The following is a 21,517-nucleotide window of genomic DNA, read 5'->3' as shown; positions in this document are numbered from 1 at the left end:
ATTAATTAAGCGATGATTTTAGCAACAACACCGGCGCCGACGGTACGACCGCCTTCACGGATTGCGAAACGCAGGCCTTCTTCCATCGCGATCGGGTTGATCAGCTTGACGGTGATCGACACGTTATCGCCTGGCATAACCATTTCTTTGTCCGCTGGCAGTTCGATCGAACCGGTCACGTCAGTCGTACGGAAGTAGAACTGTGGACGATAGTTGTTGAAGAACGGGGTGTGACGGCCGCCTTCATCTTTCGACAGGACATAGATCTCGCCGGTGAAGTGGTTGTGCGGCTTGATCGAACCTGGCTTGGCCAGAACCTGACCACGCTGTACGTCTTCACGCTTGGTGCCGCGCAGCAGCAGACCAACGTTGTCGCCAGCTTGACCCTGGTCCAGCAGCTTGCGGAACATTTCCACGCCGGTGCAAGTGGTCTTGACGGTGTCGGTGATACCAACGATTTCGATCTCTTCGCCGACTTTGATGATGCCGCGCTCGATACGACCGGTCACAACGGTACCGCGACCCGAGATCGAGAACACGTCTTCCACTGGCATCAGGAAGGCGCCATCGACTGCGCGCTCTGGCGTAGGGATGTAGCTGTCCAGTGCGTCGGCCAGACGCATGATCGCGTCAACGCCCATTTCGCCTTCTTTGCCTTCCAGCGCCATACGGGCCGAACCTTTGATGATAGGCACGTCGTCGCCTGGGAATTCGTATTTCGACAACAACTCACGAACTTCCATTTCAACCAGTTCCAGCAGTTCTGCGTCGTCGACCAGGTCGCACTTGTTCAGGAACACGATGATGTATGGAACGCCAACTTGGCGGGCCAGCAGGATGTGTTCGCGGGTCTGTGGCATTGGGCCGTCAGCTGCGGAGCACACCAGGATCGCGCCGTCCATCTGGGCCGCGCCGGTGATCATGTTTTTGATGTAGTCGGCGTGGCCTGGGCAGTCAACGTGTGCGTAGTGACGGGCAGCGGTTTCGTACTCGACGTGCGCGGTGTTGATGGTGATGCCGCGTGCTTTTTCTTCCGGAGCCGCATCGATCTGGTCGTATGCTTTAGCTTCGCCGCCGAATTTCTTCGACAGAACGGTAGCGATTGCAGCGGTCAGGGTGGTCTTGCCGTGGTCGACGTGGCCGATGGTGCCGACGTTGACGTGCGGCTTGGTCCGTTCGAATTTACCTTTTGCCATTTTATTCTTCCTTAGAACAATGTTTTAAATATGCGCCCCGGAGGATCTCCCGAGGCGCAAAAATACGAAAATTACTTAGCTTTAGCAGTGACGATCGCGTCGATAACGTGCTTAGGCGCTTCCGAGTAGTGCTTGAATTCCATCGTGTAGGTAGCACGACCTTGCGTTGCGGAACGCAGCGTGGTCGAGTAACCGAACATTTCGGACAGCGGCACTTCAGCTTTGATGATCTTGCCACCGCCGCCTGGGATCTCGTCCATGCCCTGCACCATACCGCGGCGGGACGACAAGTCGCCCATCACGGTACCGGCGTAGTCTTCCGGCGTTTCCACTTCCACAGCCATCATCGGCTCCAGGATAACTGGCGACGCTTTGCGGCAGCCTTCCTTGAACGCCATCGAAGCGGCCATCTGGAACGCGTTTTCGTTCGAGTCCACATCGTGGTACGAACCGAAGAACAGCGTGACCTTGACGTCGACCACTGGGTAGCCGGCCAGAACGCCGGTGTTCAGCGTACCGCGCACACCCTTTTCAACCGCAGGGATGTACTCGCGTGGCACCGTGCCGCCTTTGATGGCGTCAACGAATTCGAAGCCCTTGCCCGGCTCTTGCGGTTCGATCTTCAGAACCACGTGACCGTATTGACCACGACCACCCGACTGCTTGACGAACTTGCCTTCGGATTCTTCGCAGGTCTTGCGGATCGTTTCGCGGTAGGCAACCTGTGGCTTGCCGACGGTCGCTTCGACGCCGAATTCGCGCTTCATACGGTCGACGATAATTTCCAGGTGCAGCTCGCCCATACCACCGATGATGGTCTGGCCCGACTCTTCGTCGGTCTTGACGCGGAACGACGGATCTTCCTGTGCCAGGCGGTTCAGTGCCAGACCCATTTTTTCCTGGTCGGCCTTGGTCTTTGGTTCCACGGCCTGCTGAATCACAGGCTCAGGGAAGACCATGCGCTCCAGAACGATGATCGAGGTCGGATCGCACAGGGTTTCGCCCGTGGTCACGTCTTTCAGACCAACGGCGGCGGCGATGTCGCCGGCGCGCACTTCTTTGATCTCTTCGCGCTGGTTCGCGTGCATCTGCAGAATACGGCCCAGACGCTCTTTACGACCCTTGACCGAGTTGTACACGGTGTCGCCCGAATTGACGGCGCCCGAGTACACGCGGAAGAAGGCCAGCTGGCCGACGAACGGGTCGGTCATGATCTTGAACGCCAGCGCCGAGAATTTCTCTTCGTCGGACGGCTTGCGGGTGGTCGGGTTTTCGTCTTCGTCCGTACCGCCGACATCTTCGATGTCCAGTGGCGACGGCAGGTATTCGATAACCGCGTCCAACATGGCCTGAACGCCCTTGTTCTTGAAAGCGGTACCGCACATCATCGGCACGATTTCCGAAGCGATGGTGCGATCGCGCAGCGCTTTCTTGATCTCGGCTTCGGACAGGTCGCCCTCTTCCAGGTACTTGTTCATCAGTTCTTCGGTCGCTTCAGCGGCGACTTCAACCATCTTCTCGCGCCACTCGGCGGCCGATGCTGCCAGCTCTTCCGGGATCTCGACGTAGTCGAACTTCATGCCCTGGGACGCTTCGTCCCACAGGATGGCTTTCATCTTGACCAGATCGATAACGCCTTTGAAGTTTTCTTCAGCGCCGATCGGGATCTGGATCAGGACCGGGTTCGCCTTCAGGCGAGCGCGCATCTGCTCGTAGACCTTGAAGAAGTTGGCGCCGGTACGGTCCATCTTGTTGACGAAGGCCAGACGTGGCACTTTGTACTTGTTAGCCTGACGCCATACGGTTTCCGACTGTGGCTGAACACCGCCCACTGCGCAGTAAACCATGCAAGCGCCGTCGAGCACGCGCATCGAACGTTCCACTTCAATGGTGAAGTCGACGTGGCCCGGGGTGTCGATGATGTTGATGTGGTGCTCAGGGAAATTGTTAGCCATCCCTTTCCAGAAGCAGGTGGTCGCTGCGGACGTAATGGTAATGCCGCGCTCTTGTTCCTGCTCCATCCAGTCCATGGTGGCGGCGCCATCGTGAACTTCACCGATCTTGTGGTTCACGCCCGTGTAGAACAGAACGCGCTCGGTGGTGGTGGTCTTACCTGCATCGATGTGAGCGGAGATACCGATATTGCGGTAGCGCTCGATGGGGGTCTTGCGGGCCATAGTTATTCCTAAATCTTTGAATGGACAAAACCGAGCACCATTTTTTGGATAAAAAATGAGCCCGGCCTCGAACAACAGATAACAGCCAGAAAAATCTGGCCGATTTTATTAGAAGCGGAAGTGCGAGAACGCCTTGTTCGCTTCAGCCATGCGGTGCACTTCATCGCGACGCTTCATCGCGCCGCCACGGCCTTCGGCCGCTTCCATCAGCTCACCGCCGAGGCGTTGTGGCATGGATTTTTCGCTGCGCTTGTTAGCCGCTTCACGCAACCAACGCATCGACAGGGCCATACGGCGCACTGGGCGTACTTCAACCGGCACCTGGTAGTTTGCACCACCGACGCGACGGGATTTAACTTCAACCAGTGGCTTGGCGTTGTTGATCGCGGTAGCGAACACTTCCAGCGGATCTTTGCCGGATTTCGAAGCGATGTGCTCGAAGGCACCGTAGATGATGTTTTCTGCGACCGATTTTTTACCGGACAGCATCAGAACGTTCACGAATTTGGCGACATCCGTGTTGCCGAATTTTGGATCCGGCAGAATTTCGCGCTTGGGTACTTCACGACGACGTGGCATATCAATTCCTTTCAATCTTCAGTTGAGGTGCGCAGATATGGGATTCGCACTCTCGCGGAGGGCCATCATAGCCATCCACTTACTCGACCAGTTGCGGTCGATTACATTCACTAAGCTAGCTGCCACCGAGCGAAAACTTTTGTATTTTTAATGCAGATTACTTCTTACCAGCTTTAGCGCGCTTGGTACCGTATTTCGAGCGAGCTTGCTTACGGTCTTTGACGCCCTGGGTATCCAGTGCACCGCGAACCATGTGGTAACGCACACCCGGCAAATCTTTTACGCGGCCGCCGCGCAGCAGGACAACGCTGTGCTCTTGCAAGTTGTGGCCTTCACCGCCGATGTACGAAATGACTTCGAAACCGTTGGTCAGACGCACTTTGGCGACTTTACGCAAAGCCGAGTTAGGCTTTTTAGGAGTGGTGGTGTACACACGGGTGCAAACACCACGTTTTTGCGGGCTGTTTTCCAGCGCCGGCGATTTGCTTTTCACGGTCAGAGCGACACGTGGATTGCGAATCAGTTGATTGATGGTTGGCATCGTTCTAAACCCAACTAAATAACAACGTTGAACACCCGGACAACATGTCCGGGGACTAAAACCTAGTCCCGATCTAATGTGCAGCGGAGGCGCGAATAGCCACTCGCAGGGAGCGGCCCGAAACAGCGTATACGATGCGCAGACTAAATGGAGAACTCGCGAGTATAGACGTGATCGGGTGACCAGTCAAACTTTTTCGCGGCAACATGCGATGTGACAGACCGGTAAAAACTGGCCTGGAAGCAAGAAAACGGCTGATAATGGCAAACATTAACACATCTTGCCTCTGGAATGCGCCGCCTCTTCTCCGTACCGTCCCCGTCCCTGTCACCGGCCGCGCTGTTCGTGCTGGCCAGCTACCTGCTGTTGTCGCTGGTGCCGTGCGTGCCGTTGTTGCTGGGGCGGCCGGTGCCGGACCTGGGCCGCATCCTCGCCGCCGAAGTGCTGGCCTGGGTGGCGGTGTGGGCCGTGTTCCAGCGCCCCGCGTGGTTCCACTGGCTGCTGCTGCCGGCGCTGCTGGCGCTGCCGACCGAGACATATCTATTTATGTACTACGGCCAGGGCATCTCCACCCACCACCTGGGCATCATCGCCGAGAGCAGTCCCAAGGAGGCGATGGAATTTCTCGGCAACAAAATCTGGTGGATGGCGGCGGTCATGGCCGCCGTGCTCGGCTGGTGGGTGGCGCTGCAGCTGGCCGCGCAGCGCAGTCCGGCGCTGGCGTGGCGCGGCCGCAGCCGCTGGATTGCGCTCTCTATATTAGTGGTGTTGGCCGCATTGGCCGCCACCGGACGCTCGCCGCTCGGTTCTGGCGACTTCGCCTCGTCCTGGCCGCTTGGTTTGCCGGCGCGCGGGCTGGACTTTTACAAGGAGCGCGTCTACCTGACGCGCCTGGGCGAGCGCAGCAGCGCCTTCCGGTTCCAGGCGCACCAGCCGGAGCCCAACGAGCGGCCGGAAATCGTCATCATGGTGCTGGGCGAATCGTCGCGCTACGACCGCTGGGGCATCAACGGCTACGCGCGCGACACCACGCCGCTGCTGCGCCAGGAACCGAACCTGGTGACGCTGAGCGACGTCATCACGGCGGTGTCGGCGACGCGGCTGTCGATCCCGGTCATCATCTCGCGCAAGCCGGCCATGCAAAGCCTCAAGGAAGGCTTCTCGGAGAAATCCTTCCTCACCGCCTACAAGGAGGCCGGCTTCAAGACCTGGTGGCTGTCGAACCAGATCTCGTTCGGCGAGTTCGACACGCCGGTATCGGTGTTCGCCAAGGAAGCGAACGTGATTCAGTTCATGAACCTGGGCGACTACAAAAGCCGCTCCAACCTCGACCAGGTCCTGCTCGAACCCTTGCGCCACGCAATCGCCGACCCGGCGCCGAAAAAGCTGATCGTGCTGCACACCCTGGGCAGCCACTGGAACTACAGCCAGCGCTACCCCAAGGATTTCGACAAATGGCAACCGTCGCTGTACGGCGTCGACAAGCCGGTGCACACCGACATCAAGATCAAGCCGGAGATGAACAACAGCTACGACAACTCGATCCTGTACACGGACTGGTTCCTGGCGCAGGTGATCGGCCAGCTCAAGGACACGGCGCAGCTGACGTCGATGATGTACGTCGCCGACCACGGCCAGACTTTATATGACGGCAGCTGCAACCTCGCCTTCCATGGCCACAACACGCAGTACGAATTCCACGTGCCGGCGCTGGTCTGGTATTCGGACGAATACAAGGAGCGCTACCCGGGCAAGGTCGCTCAACTGCTGCGCCACCGCAAAGCCCGCCTGGCGACGGAAAACATCTTCCACACCCTGCTGGACCTGGGCGACATTCAATATGCGGACGAGCGGCTGGAATGGAGCTTCATCAACAAGCGTTTCAAGCCGCACAAGCGCTACGTCGACAGCTACGGCTGGAGCAACTACGACAACGCCAGCTTCAAGGGCGACTGCCGCGAGGTGATGGACAAGGGCAAGCCGCTGAAGCAAGAGAAATGAGCTCCCGCACTGCGGGCAACTGCGGATTGAAATCAGACCAGGCTGCGCAGGGCACCGTCCAGGCTTGGGTGGCGGAACACGAAGCCTTCAGCCATTAGCCGCTCGGGGACGACACGTTGCCCCTCGAGCAGCAGATCGGCCTGCTCGCCCAGCGCCAGCCGCATCGGCCAGCCCGGCGTCGGGAAGCCGAAGGGCCGCCTGAGCACCATCGCCGCCACGCGGCTGAATTGCGCCTGGCGGACCACCTCCGGCGCGGTGAAGTTGTAGGCGCCATCCGCGTCGCCACGGCACAAATGGGCGATGCCGGCGATCAGGTCGTCGACGTGTATCCACGACAGCCACTGCGTACCGCCGCCCAGCGGACCGCCCAGCCCGAGCTTGATCGGCAGCAGCATCGCCGGCAGCGCGCCCTGCGTGCCCAGCACCAGTCCGAAACGCATGCGCGCCACGCGTACGCCGTGTGCCGCCGCTCCCTGCGCGGCCTGCTCCCACTCACGGCAGAGATCGGACATCAACATCGGCTGCGGGCCGTCCTTCTCGGTCAGCGCCGTGTCGTCCCCGCGCTTCTGAATGCCGTAGTAACCGATGGCCGACGCAGACAACAACAGCGCCGGCTTATGCCCGGCGGCGGCGATCCAGTCGACCAGCTTTTGCGTGAGGCCGACACGGCTGGCGCGCAAGGTCGCCAGCCGCCCCGCCGTCCAGCGCCAGCCGAGGATGCGCGCGCCGGCCAGATTGACGATCACGTCAAACACCCGCGACAGCGGCAACTCGTCCATGGCGCCGACGCACTCGACCCGCCCGTCGAACAGCGCCGTGGCCCGCTGCGGGTCCCGGCTGAGGACGGTGACGCGGCGGCCGTCGGCCAGTAACGCTTTCACCAGCAGTTGCCCGATAAAGCCGGTGGCGCCGGTCACCAGGAAGTTGCGCGGCGCGTCGCCGAAGCGCGTGGCGGTATGAACGGTGTTGTCTTGGGAGCTTATGGTCATGCGGTCGCCTTGTGGGTGGAAGATTCACCACACGTCCTGTCGGCGCGAGGATGATGGAATTGCTTCATTTCTGTCACTTTAGAAATAATGGAATTCCCCAGGCGCCATGTCAAGCAGACATCGCGCCCGGCCGCGACAAACACGGGTCACGCCAGCGCCAGCCGCCGTCCGGCTGCGCCGGTAGCACGTGCCGGCACGCCACCGGCGTCGATCTTGAAGATACTGACCGTCTGCGCCAGCTCGCCGGCCTGGTCCTGCAGCGATTGCGTGGCGGCGGCGGCCTCCTCCACCAGCGCGGCGTTTTGCTGCGTGACCTGGTCCATCTGCGCGATCGCCTGGTTGACCTGGTCGATGCCCTCGCTCTGTTCGCGGCTGGCGACGGCGATTTCGCCGACGATCTGCGTCACCTGATGGACGTTGCCGACCAGCGTGTTCATCGTGGTGCCGGCGCGCTCGACCAGATCGGTGCCGAGCTGGATCTTCTCCACCGACTTATCGATCAGCAGTTTGATTTCCTTGGCGGCGGCGGCCGAGCGTTGCGCCAGGTTGCGCACCTCGCTGGCGACCACGGCAAAGCCGCGTCCCTGCTCGCCGGCACGGGCGGCCTCGACCGCCGCGTTCAGCGCCAGGATGTTGGTCTGGAAGGCGATGCCGTCGATGACGCCGGTGATATCGACGATCTTGCGCGACGATTCGTTGATGTCGTTCATGGTCGTGACCACTTGATGCATCACCTCGCCGCCCTGGGCGGCAGTGCTGGAGGCGTCCGACACCAGCGCGTGCGCGTGCTGCGCGTTTTCCGAATTCTGCCTGACGGTGCTGGTGAGCTCTTCGATCGACGCGGCGGTCTCCTCGAGCGAGCTGGCCTGGGTCTCGGTCCGCGACGACAGTTCCATGTTGCCGGCGGCCAGCTCCTGCGAGCCGATGTTGATCACCTCGGCGCCACGCCGCACCCGCGACACGGTCGACAGCAGGTCCTGCTGCATGCGACGGATCGCCCCCAGCAGCCGCTGGATCTCGTTGTCGCCGGATTGCTCGATGTGCGCGGTCAGGTCGCCATGCGCGACCTGGTCGAGCAGCGCCACGGCACGCTCTAGCGGAACCAGCACCACCGACTTGAGCAGCAGGTGCACGCCGACCACCAGCGCCAGCGCGGCGGCCAGGCCAAGCGCGACCAGCCACATGACCAGTTTGTACGCGCTGGCGCCGGCGGCCATCAGCTCGTTGATTTGTTCGTCGCTGAGTTTCTGATACTTCTCCAGCTGGGACGAGAAGGCGGCGCCGGTCGGCGTCAGTTCTTTGGTGTTGATCGTGGTGTAGGCGTCGGTATCGTTCGCCGCCAGCGCGGCGGCTGCGCGCTCGAGCACGCGGGACTGGGCGCGGCCGGCCTCGATCAGGCTGGCTTTCATCTGCGCGTCCTGGCCCGGATAGGCGGGCGCCTTTTCATACTTGTCGATGAAGTCCAGCGTGCGCTGATAGGATTTTTTAGCGTTGCCCAGCGCGGAGTCGCGGTCTTCCTTGCTGCCGCCGTCCTTGACGGTGGTGTAGGCGCGCGTCAGCGCCGAACGGGTGCGGGTGGTGTCCTTGTAGGCATCATTGATAACGATCACCTGCGAGCTGATCTGATGCACCGTCGCGATCGCCTCGTTGGACTGCTTCAACGCATAAATACCCAGGCCCGCCCCGACCAGCAGCATGCCGGCAAATAACAGCAGCACACCCATCAAACTTGCCCGCACAGTCACGTTGTTCATCTTTTCCCCGCATTCATCGAATTCTCATTGCCCTTTGGCAATAATGTGAATCCCGAATATACCAACAAAGTGACAATCAAGCGATGAAAAATGCGATCTGCCCGGCAAGTTTAACTAGGGAAATGTGGTATTCGGGCGACCTGCTGAAGGATTAGGCACGTTGAAAGATCCATCGGGGTACTGGCTGCACATGAATTCCACGAACGCCCGCACTTTCGGGCTCTGCAGCCGACGTGACGTGTGCAACACCCACAATTCGACTTCGTCGTCGGCACTGCCCCAGGACACCAGCACTCCTTGTTCCAGCAGGTTGCCGATGATCGATCGCGGCAGCAATGCCGCGCCGGCGCCGGCGGCGATGGCGTCGCGCGCCATCAACAGCGACGACGCCCGCAGCACAGGCTGTGGCGCGACGGTGAGCCGGCCGCCGCTGACGGACCAGACATCGCCGTCACGGTAGCTTGGCGTGACCACGGCCGCGACCGGCACGGGGGAGCCGCCGCCCGCCGCCGGCCTGCTGACCGATGGCGCAGCGGCAAGAATCAGTCTGTCCCGGGCAAAACAACGGCCGACCAAGGTGGTGTCGGAAGGCGGATTGATCCGGATCGAGACATCGAAATGCTCGTCGACCAGATTGACGACCCGGTCCTCCGCCACGGCCTCGATCTGCACCGCCGGGTAGCTGGCCAGAAAGCGCGCGGCAATGCCGCCCAGCGCCATTTGCGAAAACAACAACGGCGCCGAGATCCGCAGTACGCCGCGCGGCGTGGCAAGGCTGTCCGCGCCGCAGCCACCGCTTCCGCGACCTCGTGCATCGGCCCTTCCGTTCGGCGCAGCAACATCTGACCCGCCTCGGTCAACTCCAGGCGCTGCGCACCGCGCTCGATGAGCCGTATCCCCAGCGCCTGTTCAAGCTCTGCCACGCGCCGCGACAGCGTCGCCTTGGACCGGCCACTGGCCCGGCTGGCCTTGCCGAAGCCGCCGTGGACGGCCACCAGCTGAAAATCTCCCAGCGCATTGAAATCCATAGTGTCTCAATATTGATACGATATGTCTCGATTTTATGGTCTATTCAATTAATTTGAAACACCTTATTCTGGGTTTCTGCGCAGGCCTTGCGCCCCACAAACCAACTGAAGGATTTATCATGACCATACTCGTCACCGGATCTACCGGCAATGTCGGCCGCCAAGTGGTGGAACAACTCGTCAAGCGCGGCGCCAGTGTGCGTGCGCTGGTGCGCGATCCCTCTAAAGCCGATTTCCCGCCGGGCGTCGACGTCGTCAAAGGCGACCTGATGGACGTCGACTCGCTGCGCAGCGCCTATTCGGGCGTCTCGACGCTGTTCCTGCTCAACGCGGTCACGCCGGACGAATACACCCAGGCGCTGATCGCCCTCAACCTCGCCCGTGAGGCGGGCATCGAGCGCATCGTCTATCTGTCGGTGCTGCACAGCGACCGGTATCTGAACGTGCCGCATTTCTCGGGCAAGTTCGGCGTCGAGCGGATGATCGAGCAGATGGGCCTGAACGCCACCATCCTGCGTCCGGCCTATTTCATCAATAATGATCTGACCGTCAAGGACGTGGTGACCGGATACAACATCTATCCTATGCCGGTCGGCAGCAAAGGCCTGGCGATGGTCGATACGAGCGACATCGCCGAGGTCGCAGCCATCGAACTGGTGCGTCGCGAGCAGTCGGCAACGCCGTTGCCGATCGAGCGCATCAACCTGGTCGGTCCCGACACGCTCACCGGTCCCGCGATCGCCGCGATCTGGACGGAAGTACTGGGCCGTCCCGTCACCTATCCGGGCGATGACACCGCAGGCTTCGAAAAGAACCTGCGCCAGTTCATGCCAAGCTGGATGGCTTACGACATGCGCCTGATGAGCGAGCGCTTCCTCACCGAGGGCATGGTCCCCGAGGCCGGCGATGTCGAGCGCCTTACCAAGCTGCTGGGCCGTCCGCTGCGCTCTTACCGCGACTTCGCTTCGGAAGTCGCCAGCGCGGCCTGAGTGTGACAGGGCCCGGCGAGCACCGACTCGGAGTCCGCCGGGTGGGCCATGTAGTCGCTGAGCCAGTCGTACACGCGGTTGGCCTTGGCCGAGATGTCGGCATCGAAGCCGCGCGCGGCCAGCAGTGCGATACCGTTGGTTTCCTTCAGCACGCCGGGCGCCAGCAACAGGCGTCCGCCCACGCGGCTGACGCACCACGGCGACAGCGTCTCGCGCAGCAAAGGCGCCAGCACCAGGTTGTGCGACGAGACGATCACCCGGCCCGACGCCGACAAGGTATGCAGCACGGCGGCGGCGGCCGATATCGATTCCAGATGGTTGGTGCCCCGGAAAATCTCATCGATGATGAAGATCGCCGGCGCCTGCCCGGCCAGCGCCAGCAGCTCGCGCGCGCGCCGCAGCTCGGCGATGTACAGGCTCTCGCCGCCGTCGAGCGCATCCTCGTTCTGCATGCTGGAGTAGACCGGCAGCGACGGCGTGACGGCGCTGTCGGCGTAGCAGAAACCGAAGGCGCGGGCCACGATCAGATTCAACCCCACAGTACGCAGCAAGGTACTTTTACCGATGCCGTTCTGGCCGGAGATGAACGCGCCCTGCCGCTCCAGCGCAAATGACAACGGCGCCGGCTCGGCCAGCAGCGGATGCACCGCGTGCGCCAGCGCCACGTCTTGTCCCTGCTCGGCCCAGCAATATCGTGGCGTGTCCGCCAAGTGCCGCGCCAGCGCCAGATCCGCCTCCAGCGCCGCGACCCGCTGAAAACTCGCGCGCAGCACATCGCGGTTGGCGCGCACCACTTCGCGGCTGTTGAAGTAGTGGCGGATGTTCATCAGCCAGAGCCAGTCGGCGTATTCGCGCACGCCCGGCAGGATGGCCATCGGCGAGCGGCCGATGCCGCGATTGATCTTGCCGGCGAAGGCCGCGTCGTCGCGCAGGTCCGCCGTCGGCGGACGGTCGACTTTAGACAGCAGCGTATGCGCGCGCAGCATCTGCTGCAGCGTCGCGAGGATGCGTCCCCATTCCGCCGCCGCCTCGCCAAAGCGCATCTGCACCAGCGACAGCGACAACCACAATCCGAGTGTCACGCCCCACAGCGGCAAAAAGCCGCTCACCAGCGCCAGCACGGCCGACAGCAAAAACGCCACCGGCAGCCATGGCAGCCAGCCGGCCCAGCGCGGCGTGGGCGCCGGCTCGGGCCCGAACAAGGCCTCGCTGACTTCCCGGTCGGCGCGGCGCAGCCCCTCGCAGGCCGTCAGCAATTGGCGCCGCTGTTCGACGTCGTCCACCAACGTCCGCACCCGGGCGGCGGACGCGGACACCTGATCGCCGCCATCGGCCGGCGCGTGCAGCCGGCGGTGCAGCTCCTGCTGCCCGAGGATGCTGGTGCCGCGCGCCAGCTGCGCGCTGTATTGCGGCAGCAGCATATCGTCCCAGGTCTGCGCATCGAGCACGCCGCCGTCGCGGTCCAGCGTGCGCCGGTACAGCGCCACATCGCTGGCGACGAACGGAAAGTCGCCGATATCGCTTGCCGGCATGGCGGGCAGCAGGAGGCGGGTAAGCCTGTCGATCAATGTCATGAAGTTGAAAATTCTGGTTGAGCCAGAGCGGCATATGATTCCAATTGGCAAAATATCAACCCGGCCGGACGCGACAACGGACAACGGCGGACACCCGGACAGCGGACAGGCGATCAGGAAACCTTTCAAATTCAAGCACTTACGAAGTGGCACGAATCGTGCAAAGCCTCGGATATCTTTTTCTCGATAAACACCATGATCCGCGACACCTCCAGCCAAGACGCCGTCATCGCCGCCCCCAAGGGCCAAACGGCCAAGCGCCGCCTCGTCATCGCCGCCGGCACCCTCGCCGTGCTGGCGGTGGCATACTCGCTGTTCCACACCTGGCGCGGCAGCGACCACTCGGTCAACATCTCGCGCCTGCGCATCGCGGAAGTCACGCGCGGAACGCTGATCCGCGACGCCGCCGTCAACGGCCGCATCGTCGCCGCCATCAGCCCCACCTTGTACTCGACGTCCGCCGCCACCGTCACGCTCAAAGCGGCCGCCGGCGACACCGTTAAAAAAGGCGACGTGCTGGCGGTGCTGGAATCGCCCGACCTGTCGGACGCGCTTAAACGCGAACAATCGGCCTACGCGCAGATCGAGGCCGACGTCGAGCGCCAGAAAATCCTGGCCCGCAAACAAAAGCTGCTGGCCCGGCGCGATGCAGACACCGCCGAAATCGACCGCCTGTCGGCCCAGCGAACGCTCGAGCGCTACGACGCCGTGGCCAACGACGGCATCGTCGCCAAGATCGACTACCAGAAAGCCAAGGACGCGTTGAACTCGGCCGAGATCCGTGCCCGCCATGCGCGCCAGGCGGCCGAACTGGAAAGCGACAACGTCGCGCTGGAACTGACCTCCAAGGTCAAGCAGCTGGAGCAGCAGCGCATGGTGCTGTCGAACGCCCAGCGCCGCGTCGACGAGCTGACGGTGCGCGCGCCGGTCGACGGTTTCATCGGCACGCTGTCGGTGGCCAACCGCAGCGTGGTGCCGCTCAACACCCCTCTTATGACGCTGGTCGACCTGTCCAAGCTGGAAGTGGAGCTGGAAGTGCCCGAGACCTACGTCGCCGACATCGGCCTGGGCATGGGCGCCGAGATCAACGTCGGCACCGGCACGGCCAGCGGCAAGCTGTCGGCGCTGTCGCCGGAGGTGGTCAAGAACCAGGTGCTGGCGCGGGTGCGCTTCAACGGCGCCCAGCCGGCCGGCCTGCGCCAGAACCAGCGCGTCACCGCGCGCCTGCTGATCGACGAAAAACCCAACACGCTGATGGTGCAGCGCGGCCCGTTCGTCGAATCCGAAGGAGGCCGTTTCGCCTATGTCGTCCGCGACGGCATCGCCATCCGCACCCCGATCAAGATGGGCGCCACCAGCGTCTCCGCCGTGGAGATTCTCGATGGCCTGAAACAAGGCGACAAGATCGTCATCGCCGGCAGCGAAACGTTCGAGAACGCCCCGCGCGTCTCGATTAACAACTAATTTGTCCGAACCCAGTCCGAAGGAATCCATTATGCTGCGCATGCAAAACCTGAGCAAAGTCTATCGCACCCACATGATCGAAACCCACGCGCTGCGCGGCTTCGAGATCAACGTCAAGCAGGGCGAGTTCGTCACCGTCACCGGGCCGTCCGGCTCCGGCAAGACCAGTTTCCTCAACATCGCCGGCCTGCTCGAGGAATTCACCGACGGCGAGTACATCCTCGATGGCATCAACGTCAAGGGCATGGACGACAACGCCCGCTCGCGCCTGCGCAACGAAAAACTCGGCTTCATCTTCCAGGGCTTCAACCTGATACCGGACCTGTCGTTGTTCGACAACGTCGACGTGCCGCTGCGCTACCGGGGCTTCAACGCCGCCGAGCGCAAGGAACGCATCGAGGACGCGCTGGCCAAGGTCGGTCTGGCCTCGCGCATGAAGCACTATCCGGCCGAACTGTCCGGCGGCCAGCAACAGCGCGTGGCGATCGCGCGCGCGCTGGCCGGCTCGCCCAAGCTGCTGCTGGCCGATGAACCGACCGGCAACCTCGATACGCAGATGGCGCGCGGCGTGATGGAACTGCTCGAGGAGATCAACGCCCAGGGCACCACCATCCTGATGGTGACCCACGATCCGGAACTGGCGGTGCGCTCGCAGCGCAATGTCCACATCATCGACGGCCAGGTGTCGGACCTGGTGCGCAAGGCGCCGTCGCTGTTCGACGCCAACCACGCCACGGCCGGCGCCGACGGCAAGTCGCACGTCGCCTGAGGAGGCCAGCATGCTCCAGTACTATTTCATGCTTGGCCTGCGCAGCCTGCGCCGCAATCCGGCGCTGACCGCGCTGATGGTGCTGACCCTGGCCATCGGCGTGGCCGCCAGCATCGCCACGCTCACCATTTTGCACGTGATGTCGGGCGATCCGATCCCCAACAAGAGCGACCGCCTGTTCGTGCCGCTGATCGACAACGGCCCGCTGGAAGGCTGGTCGCCAGGCGATGAGCCCAACGACAACCAGATCAGCTACCGCGACGCCACCAATCTGCTGCGCAGCAAAGCCGGCGAGCGCCGCACGGCGATTTACGGCGTCGCCGGACCGATCGAGCCGGCCCGCAAGGACGTCAGCGTGTTCAGCGCCAGCGGCCTGGCGCCCGGCGGTGACTTCTTCAACATGTTCGATGCCCCCTTCCTGCACGGACAGGGTTGGAGCCCGGCCGACGACAAGGCCGGCGCCGACGTCGTGGTCTTGAGCCGCAAGCTGTCCGAAAAACTGTACGGCGACGCCGATCCGGTCGGCCAGCGCATGACCTTCGCCGGCTTCCAGTATCAGATCGTCGGTGTGCTCGACACCTGGAACGTCATCCCGCGCTTCCACCGCGTCATCGGCGACAACGACGGCGCCTTCAGCGACGAGGACGATTTCTTCATCCCCTTCTCGACGGCGGTGCGCCACGAGATCCAACAAAACGGCAACACCAGCTGCAGCGACGATTTCGGCCCCGGCTTCCAGGCCTTCCTCGGCTCCGAATGCACGTGGATCCAGTTCTGGTTCGAGACCCGCAGCGCCGGCGATCGCGCCGAACTGCAAAGCTTCCTCGACAGCTATGCCATCGAGCAGCGCAAACTGGGACGGCTCAAGCGCAACGCCCCCAACAAACTGTACGACGTGCGCGAATGGCTCGACCACCTGAAAGTGATCGGCAACGACAACAAACTGTCGGCCTGGCTGGCTTTCGGCTTCCTGGTGCTATGCCTGGTCAACACCATCGGCCTGCTGCTGGCGAAGTTCTCGGTGCGCGCCGCCGAAGTGGGCATCCGCCGCGCGCTGGGCGCCTCGCGCCGCGAGATCTTCCACCAGTTCCTGATCGAGACCACGGTGGTCGGCCTGGCCGGCGGCGCGCTCGGCCTGCTGCTGGCGTTTGGCGCGCTGGCGCTGATCGCCATGCAGTCCAAGGCGCTGACCATGGTGGCGCACATGGACTGGGTCATGTTGCTGACCACCTTCGCGCTGGCGGTGCTGTCGGCCGTGCTGGCCGGCCTGCTGCCGACCTGGCGCGCCTGCCAGGTCACGCCGGCGCTGCAACTCAAATCCCAATAAGGAGGCCGTTCATGGAAATTCGCCCGATTCTCTCCGCGCTGTTGCGCAACAAGACCGGCCCTATCCTGGTGGCCGTGCAAGTCGCGCTCAGCCTCGCCATCCTGGCCAATGCGCTGCACATCGTGCAGGTGCGCCAGGCCGTGTCGGCGCGCGAAAGCGGCCTGGCCAACGAGCAGGACGTATTCGCGCTGCAGATCCGCCACCTGAAGCCCGGCGGCCATGAAGAGCAGCTGACCGCCCAGCGCACCGAGGCGGCCATCTTGCGCGCCGTCCCAGGCGTGCTGTCGGTGGCCATCACCAACCAGATGCCGCTGTCACGCTCCGGCAATTACAGCAGTTTGTCGACCGACCGCAAGCAACTCAAAAGCAGCGCCACCACGGCCAACTACATGGGCCCCGATTCGCTGGTCAAGACCTGGGGCCTGCGGCTGGTCGAGGGCCGCGACTTCGTCCCGGGCGACGTGTTGGAACTCGACGAAAACCTCAGCAACGAGTTCCCGAAGACCAGCATCGTCACCCGTGCGCTGGCGGAAAAACTCTGGCCGGGCCAGAGCGGCTTTGTCGGCCGCACCTTCTACTACGGCAGTGGCAACGACTCTAGGGAGATGCGGGTGGTCGGCGTGGTGGAAAAACTGCAAACGCCGGACGCGGCAATCAAGGAGGGCGGCGAGTTCTCGACCTTGCTGCCGGTGCGCCGCACTGGCGGCAGCGGCTCGAGCAACTTCACGCTGCGCGCCGAGCCGGGGCAGCTCGATCGCGTCGTCAAGGAGGCCGAGGCGGCGGTGCGGGCGGCCTCGCCGATGCCGGTGATCGTCAAGATCAAGACCATGACGGAGATGCGCACCGACCGCTACCGCGCCGACAACGCGCTGGCGTGGATGCTGGTGGCCGTCAGCGTGCTGCTGCTATTGATCACCGCCAGCGGCATCGTCGGCATGGCCAGCCTGTGGGTGACGCAGCGGCGCAAGCAGATCGGCGTGCGCCGCGCCCTTGGCGCCCGCCGGATCGACATCCTGCGCTACTTCGTCACGGAGAACGTCATGATCACCAGCGCCGGCGTGGCGGCCGGCGTGCTGCTGGCGCTGGGCCTGAACCAGCTATTGGTGAGCAAACTGGAAATGGCGCGCCTGCCGGCCGGCTACCTGCTGGCCGGCGCCGGCGTGTTCCTGGCGCTGGGCGTGGCGGCGGTGTACGGGCCGGCGTGGCGCGCCGCCACCATCTCGCCGGCGACGGCGACCCGCAGCGCGTGACGGCGGCCGGAAGATGGAGATCGCGGCACCCGGCACGGCGCGACAATGTTATGCTAACGCCATGCCTACCGTACTAATCATCGACGACAACGCGGCCGTCGCCATCGCCCTCGAAGTGCTGTTCTCGCTGCACGACATCGACGCGGTGCGCGCCGCCTCGCCCGAAGCCGGCCTGGCGCTGCTGGCGCGCCAGCCGGTCGACCTGGTGATCCAGGATATGAACTTCAGCGCCGACACCACCTCCGGCGAGGAAGGCACGGCGCTGTTCCGCGCCATCCGCGAGCGCCACCCCGACCTGCCGGTGATCCTGCTGACCGCCTGGACCCATCTGGACGCGGCGGTCGACCTGGTCAAGGCCGGCGCCGCCGACTACCTGGCCAAGCCGTGGGACGACAACCGCCTGATCGCCACAGTCAACAACCTGATCGAACTTGGCGTGACCAAGCGCGCGCTGCACCAGCGGCTGCAAACGGAGCTGCGCCAGCGGCGCGAGCTCGAACGCGGCTACGACCTGCGCGGCATGGTGTGGCAGGACCCGGCCACCGAGCGCGTGGTGCATCTGGCCTGCCAGGTCGCGCGCGCCGACGTGCCGGTACTGATTTCCGGCCCCAATGGCACCGGCAAGGAATGCATCGCCAACATCATCCAGGCCAATTCCTCGGTGCGCGACGGCCCGTTCGTGGTGCTCAACTGCGGCGCGCTGCCGGCCGAATTGATCGAGGCCGAGTTGTTCGGCGCGGAAGCCGGCGCCTACACCGGCGCCTCCAAGGCGCGCGAGGGCAAGTTCGAGGCGGCCGACGGCGGCACCCTGTTCCTCGACGAAATCGGCAACCTGCCGCTGGCCGGACAAATGAAACTGCTGCGCGTACTGGAGACGGGGCGCTTCGAGCGCCTCGGTTCCAACCGCGAACGCCAGGTCAAGGTGCGCGTGGTCAGCGCCACCAACGCCGACCTGCAGGCGATGATCCGGGCCGGCAGCTTCCGCGAGGACCTGTTCTACCGCCTCAACGTGATCGAGCTGCGGCTGCCGCCGCTGTCCGGGCGCCCTGCCGATATCCTGCCGCTGGCGCGCCACTTCCTGGCGACGCAACAGGAGCGCCAGCAACCATTGCAGCTGCACCCGTCGGCGCAGGCGGCGCTGGTCGCGCACCCATGGCCCGGCAATGTACGCGAACTGAAAAACGTCATGGCGCGCGCCGGCCTGCTGGCCCAGGGCGACACCATCAAGGTCGGCGACCTCGGTCTGCCGGCGGCCGCCGCGACCGCGCTGGAAGAAGGCGTGCGGGAGCCCGACCGCGACGCCATCGGACTGGCTCTGAGCCGTGCCGGCGGCGTGGTGGCGCAGGCGGCGGCGGAATTGGGCCTGTCGCGCCAGGCGCTGTACCGACGCATGGAACGGCTGGGCATCGCCCGTCCCTGATGTCTCCCACGCCCGCGTCGAAAGACCAGCAATCAGGCCAGGGCCGCAGAGCCATGCGTCTTTCGCTGCTCACGCGCTGGACGGCGCTGATCGGCACCCTGCTCACCGTCGGCATCCTGATCGCGCTGGCCCTGACCCGCTTCTTCCCCGACAATCCGGGCCTGGTGCTGGCGGTGTGCCTGCTGTGCGTACTGCCGATCTCGATCATCACGATCCGCTCGCAACTTGAATACATGCTGTCGCTATTCCGCGCGCTGACCGGCACCGTCACCAGCTACCGCGATGGCGACTTTTCCTTCAGCCTGCACTGGCCGCAGAACGATGAACTGAGCGACCTGGTGGCCGCGCACAACGCGCTGGGCGACGTGCTGCGCCAGCAGCGCCTCGAGCTGGTGCAGCGCGAACTGCTGCTCGACACCATGGTGCAGAACACGCCGGTGGCGATGCTGCTGGTGAGCGAATCGGGCCCGGTGGTGTATGCCAACATCGCCGCCCGCCAGCTGCTCAACGAGGGCCGCAAGCTGGAAGGCCACCGCCTCGACGACGTTCTGGCGCAAGCCTCGCCGGCGCTGGTCGAAGCGCTGGCGCGCGGCGGCGACGGCCTGTTCACCACCAGGGATGGCGCCAGGGTCGACGACATCGACGAGGAAGAGGTCTACCACCTGGCGCGCCGCAGCTTCAATCTGAACGGGCGGCGGCACGAACTGCTGCTGCTGCGCCAATTGACGATGGAGCTGCGCCGTCAGGAAGTACAGACGTGGAAAAAGGTGATCCGCGTGATCAGCCATGAGTTGAACAATTCGCTCGCGCCTTTGACATCGCTGGCCCACTCCGGCGCGGAGCTGGTGCGACGCGGCCAGACCGAACGCCTGCCGCAGATCCTGGAAACGATCGAGGAGCGCACCCGCCACCTGGAGAGCTTCATCCTCGGCTACGCGCGCTTCGCCAAGCTGCCGACGCCGCGGCTCGAACCGCAGCACTGGGCGGCGTTCCTGGCGCGGCTGGCGCAGCAGGTCGAGTTCACGCTGACCGGCGAGCCGCCGGCCGAACCCTGCGCCTTCGACGCGGCGCAGCTGGAACAGGCGCTGCTCAACCTCCTCAAGAACGCCCACGAATCGGGCTCGCCGGCCGCCCAGGTCGCGCTGGAAGTGCGCCGCCTGCACGAGGCGGTGCGCATCGATGTGCTGGACCGGGGCCCCGGCATGAGCGACACCGTGCTGACCAACGCGCTGGTGCCCTTCTACTCCACCAAACGCAGCGGCACGGGCCTGGGCCTGGCGCTGGCGCGCGAGATCGCCGAGGCCCACGGCGGGCGCATCACCCTGGCCAACCGCGACGGCGGCGGCTTGGCGGTGACCATGCTGCTGCCGCTGGCCTGCTAAACTGGCGGGATGTCTGCCAAACCTGCTTCCAATTCCGCCCCAAAGTCCGCCCCCGGCGCCGTGCGCTACGACCAGCCCGGCCATCCGCCGGCCACCATCACCGAATTCGAAGGCGTGCGCAGCCTGCACCTGGGCACATCCTGGGTGCAGGGCGCCATGCGCCTGTCCAAGCCGGACAACATCGAGCTCGAATACGTGCAAATGATGATGATGTGGCTACTGTTTAACGACAGTCCGCGCCACATCGTCCAACTGGGATTGGGCAGCGCGGCGTTGACCAAGTTCTGCTACCGCCGCCTGCCGCAGGCGCGCGTGACGGCGGTCGAACTCAATCCCAACGTCATCGCCGTCTGCAACGCGCAATTCGGCCTGCCCTCGAACGACGAGCGCCTGAATGTGATCGAAATGAACGCGATGGACTTCGTGCTCGACCCGGCCAACCACGGCACCGTCGATGTGCTGCAGGTCGACCTGTACGACGAGGAGGCGCGCGGACCGGTGCTCGACTCGCCCGAGTTCTACCAGGCCTGCCACGACTGCCTGCGCGACGGCGGCATCATGACCACCAACGTCTTCGGTGATTTTTCCAACTACGACAAGAATTTGCAGACCATGGAGCAGGTGTTCGACGCCGTGGTCTGGCTGCCCGAGGTCCACGACGCCAATATCGTCGTCATCGCGTTCAAGCAGTCGCCGGTGATCGATTTCGCGGTGCTGTACGAGCGCGCCGGCGCCATCAAAAAGACGCTTAACCTGCCCGCCAAATCGTGGGTCAATGGTCTCAAAGGGTGGATGCTGGACCAGCAATAGTCAGGCTGTCAACGCGCTGTCGAAGGACGCACCGGCGTAGCGCATTTTGCGTCTATCGATATGCAAGCGCCTCATACCGATGCAGGCGCGCCACAGTTTCGCACCATTTTGCGGCGGGTAATGTCCGGGCCGTCGGCCAGATTACGTCACATCCGTTGGTAACGCGAGCAATATTAACAATCGTACACATTCTGCAACAAGTTGGTGCATGCCGCGTTGCGGCCGTGCGACAGCTCAAGATAGTATTTTCTCAACGACCGCTACCAG

The 21,517-nt window shown here is 63.6% G+C and carries 16 protein-coding genes and 1 pseudogene; 9 read left to right on the top strand and 8 right to left on the bottom strand.

The genetic code is table 11. From position 1 onward, the window contains the following. Nucleotides 1–5: 5 nt before the first annotated feature. The 4 genes from tuf to rpsL form a co-directional block, all read right to left on the bottom strand. The gene (gene tuf, locus ACZ0BA_RS24855) at nt 6–1,196 is read right to left on the bottom strand and encodes an elongation factor Tu (RefSeq protein ID WP_090325678.1); all 1,191 of its coding nucleotides are present in this window, start codon (nt 1,194–1,196) and stop codon (nt 6–8) included. A gap of 71 nt (nt 1,197–1,267) precedes the next feature. Then, nucleotides 1,268–3,373, bottom strand: a complete 2,106-nt coding sequence (gene fusA, locus ACZ0BA_RS24850) for an elongation factor G (protein WP_463453807.1) — start codon at nt 3,371–3,373, stop codon at nt 1,268–1,270. Between the two features lie 108 nt (nt 3,374–3,481). Further along, nucleotides 3,482–3,952: a 30S ribosomal protein S7 gene (rpsG, locus tag ACZ0BA_RS24845; RefSeq protein WP_090325819.1), complete on the bottom strand. Its 471-nt coding sequence runs from the start codon at nt 3,950–3,952 to the stop codon at nt 3,482–3,484. 157 nt (nt 3,953–4,109) lie between these two features. Beyond that, the gene (gene rpsL, locus ACZ0BA_RS24840) at nt 4,110–4,493 is read right to left on the bottom strand and encodes a 30S ribosomal protein S12 (RefSeq protein WP_025603541.1); all 384 of its coding nucleotides are present in this window, start codon (nt 4,491–4,493) and stop codon (nt 4,110–4,112) included. 291 nt (nt 4,494–4,784) lie between these two features. Between rpsL and ACZ0BA_RS24835 the strand changes: the two genes are divergently transcribed. Continuing rightward, entirely contained in the window at nt 4,785–6,494 is a 1,710-nt protein-coding gene (locus ACZ0BA_RS24835; RefSeq protein WP_463453806.1) for a phosphoethanolamine transferase, read from the top strand. Nucleotides 6,495–6,526: 32 nt separating this feature from the next. Here ACZ0BA_RS24835 and ACZ0BA_RS24830 read toward each other — a convergent pair whose 3' ends face one another. The 3 genes and pseudogenes from ACZ0BA_RS24830 to ACZ0BA_RS24820 all read right to left on the bottom strand — a co-directional run bounded on the left by ACZ0BA_RS24830 (nt 6,527) and on the right by ACZ0BA_RS24820 (nt 10,265). Continuing rightward, the gene (locus tag ACZ0BA_RS24830; RefSeq protein WP_463453805.1) at nt 6,527–7,483 is read right to left on the bottom strand and encodes a TIGR01777 family oxidoreductase; all 957 of its coding nucleotides are present in this window, start codon (nt 7,481–7,483) and stop codon (nt 6,527–6,529) included. A gap of 146 nt (nt 7,484–7,629) precedes the next feature. Continuing rightward, a complete protein-coding gene (locus tag ACZ0BA_RS24825) occupies nt 7,630–9,237 on the bottom strand; it encodes a methyl-accepting chemotaxis protein (RefSeq protein ID WP_463453804.1) in 1,608 nt (535 codons plus the stop codon). A gap of 114 nt (nt 9,238–9,351) precedes the next feature. Then, nucleotides 9,352–10,265, bottom strand: a pseudogene (locus tag ACZ0BA_RS24820) (LysR family transcriptional regulator). A 119-nt stretch (nt 10,266–10,384) separates the two neighbouring features. Here ACZ0BA_RS24820 and ACZ0BA_RS24815 point away from each other — a divergent pair. Continuing rightward, nucleotides 10,385–11,254, top strand: a complete 870-nt coding sequence (locus ACZ0BA_RS24815; protein ID WP_463453803.1) for an NmrA/HSCARG family protein — start codon at nt 10,385–10,387, stop codon at nt 11,252–11,254. Here ACZ0BA_RS24815 and ACZ0BA_RS24810 read toward each other — a convergent pair. After that, entirely contained in the window at nt 11,215–12,828 is a 1,614-nt protein-coding gene (locus tag ACZ0BA_RS24810; protein ID WP_463453802.1) for a MutS-related protein, read from the bottom strand. The two genes, ACZ0BA_RS24815 and ACZ0BA_RS24810, sit on opposite strands and share 40 nt — an antisense overlap. A gap of 195 nt (nt 12,829–13,023) precedes the next feature. Between ACZ0BA_RS24810 and ACZ0BA_RS24805 the strand changes: the two genes are divergently transcribed. The 7 genes from ACZ0BA_RS24805 (at nt 13,024) to ACZ0BA_RS24775 (ending at nt 21,250) form a co-directional block, all read left to right on the top strand. Continuing rightward, a complete protein-coding gene (locus ACZ0BA_RS24805; RefSeq protein ID WP_463453801.1) occupies nt 13,024–14,292 on the top strand; it encodes an efflux RND transporter periplasmic adaptor subunit in 1,269 nt (422 codons plus the stop codon). Between the two features lie 31 nt (nt 14,293–14,323). Continuing rightward, nucleotides 14,324–15,061, top strand: coding sequence for an ABC transporter ATP-binding protein (locus ACZ0BA_RS24800; protein WP_463453800.1), 738 nt, complete (start codon nt 14,324–14,326; stop codon nt 15,059–15,061). Between the two features lie 10 nt (nt 15,062–15,071). Continuing rightward, complete coding sequence (locus tag ACZ0BA_RS24795) at nt 15,072–16,388, top strand: ABC transporter permease (protein ID WP_463453799.1); 1,317 nt, start codon at nt 15,072–15,074, stop codon at nt 16,386–16,388. Nucleotides 16,389–16,399: 11 nt separating this feature from the next. Beyond that, a complete protein-coding gene (locus ACZ0BA_RS24790) occupies nt 16,400–17,638 on the top strand; it encodes an ABC transporter permease (protein ID WP_463453798.1) in 1,239 nt (412 codons plus the stop codon). A gap of 61 nt (nt 17,639–17,699) precedes the next feature. Beyond that, nucleotides 17,700–19,058, top strand: a complete 1,359-nt coding sequence (locus ACZ0BA_RS24785; RefSeq protein WP_463453797.1) for a sigma-54-dependent transcriptional regulator — start codon at nt 17,700–17,702, stop codon at nt 19,056–19,058. 53 nt (nt 19,059–19,111) lie between these two features. Beyond that, nucleotides 19,112–20,440, top strand: coding sequence for a sensor histidine kinase (locus ACZ0BA_RS24780; RefSeq protein WP_463453796.1), 1,329 nt, complete (start codon nt 19,112–19,114; stop codon nt 20,438–20,440). 9 nt (nt 20,441–20,449) lie between these two features. Continuing rightward, complete coding sequence (locus ACZ0BA_RS24775) at nt 20,450–21,250, top strand: spermine/spermidine synthase domain-containing protein (protein ID WP_463453795.1); 801 nt, start codon at nt 20,450–20,452, stop codon at nt 21,248–21,250. Nucleotides 21,251–21,517 lie beyond the last annotated feature (267 nt).

The organism is Duganella sp. AC917 (assembly GCF_979258245.1).
Note: the sequence above shows the minus strand (reverse complement) of the source record. Positions and strands in the feature narration are given on the sequence as shown.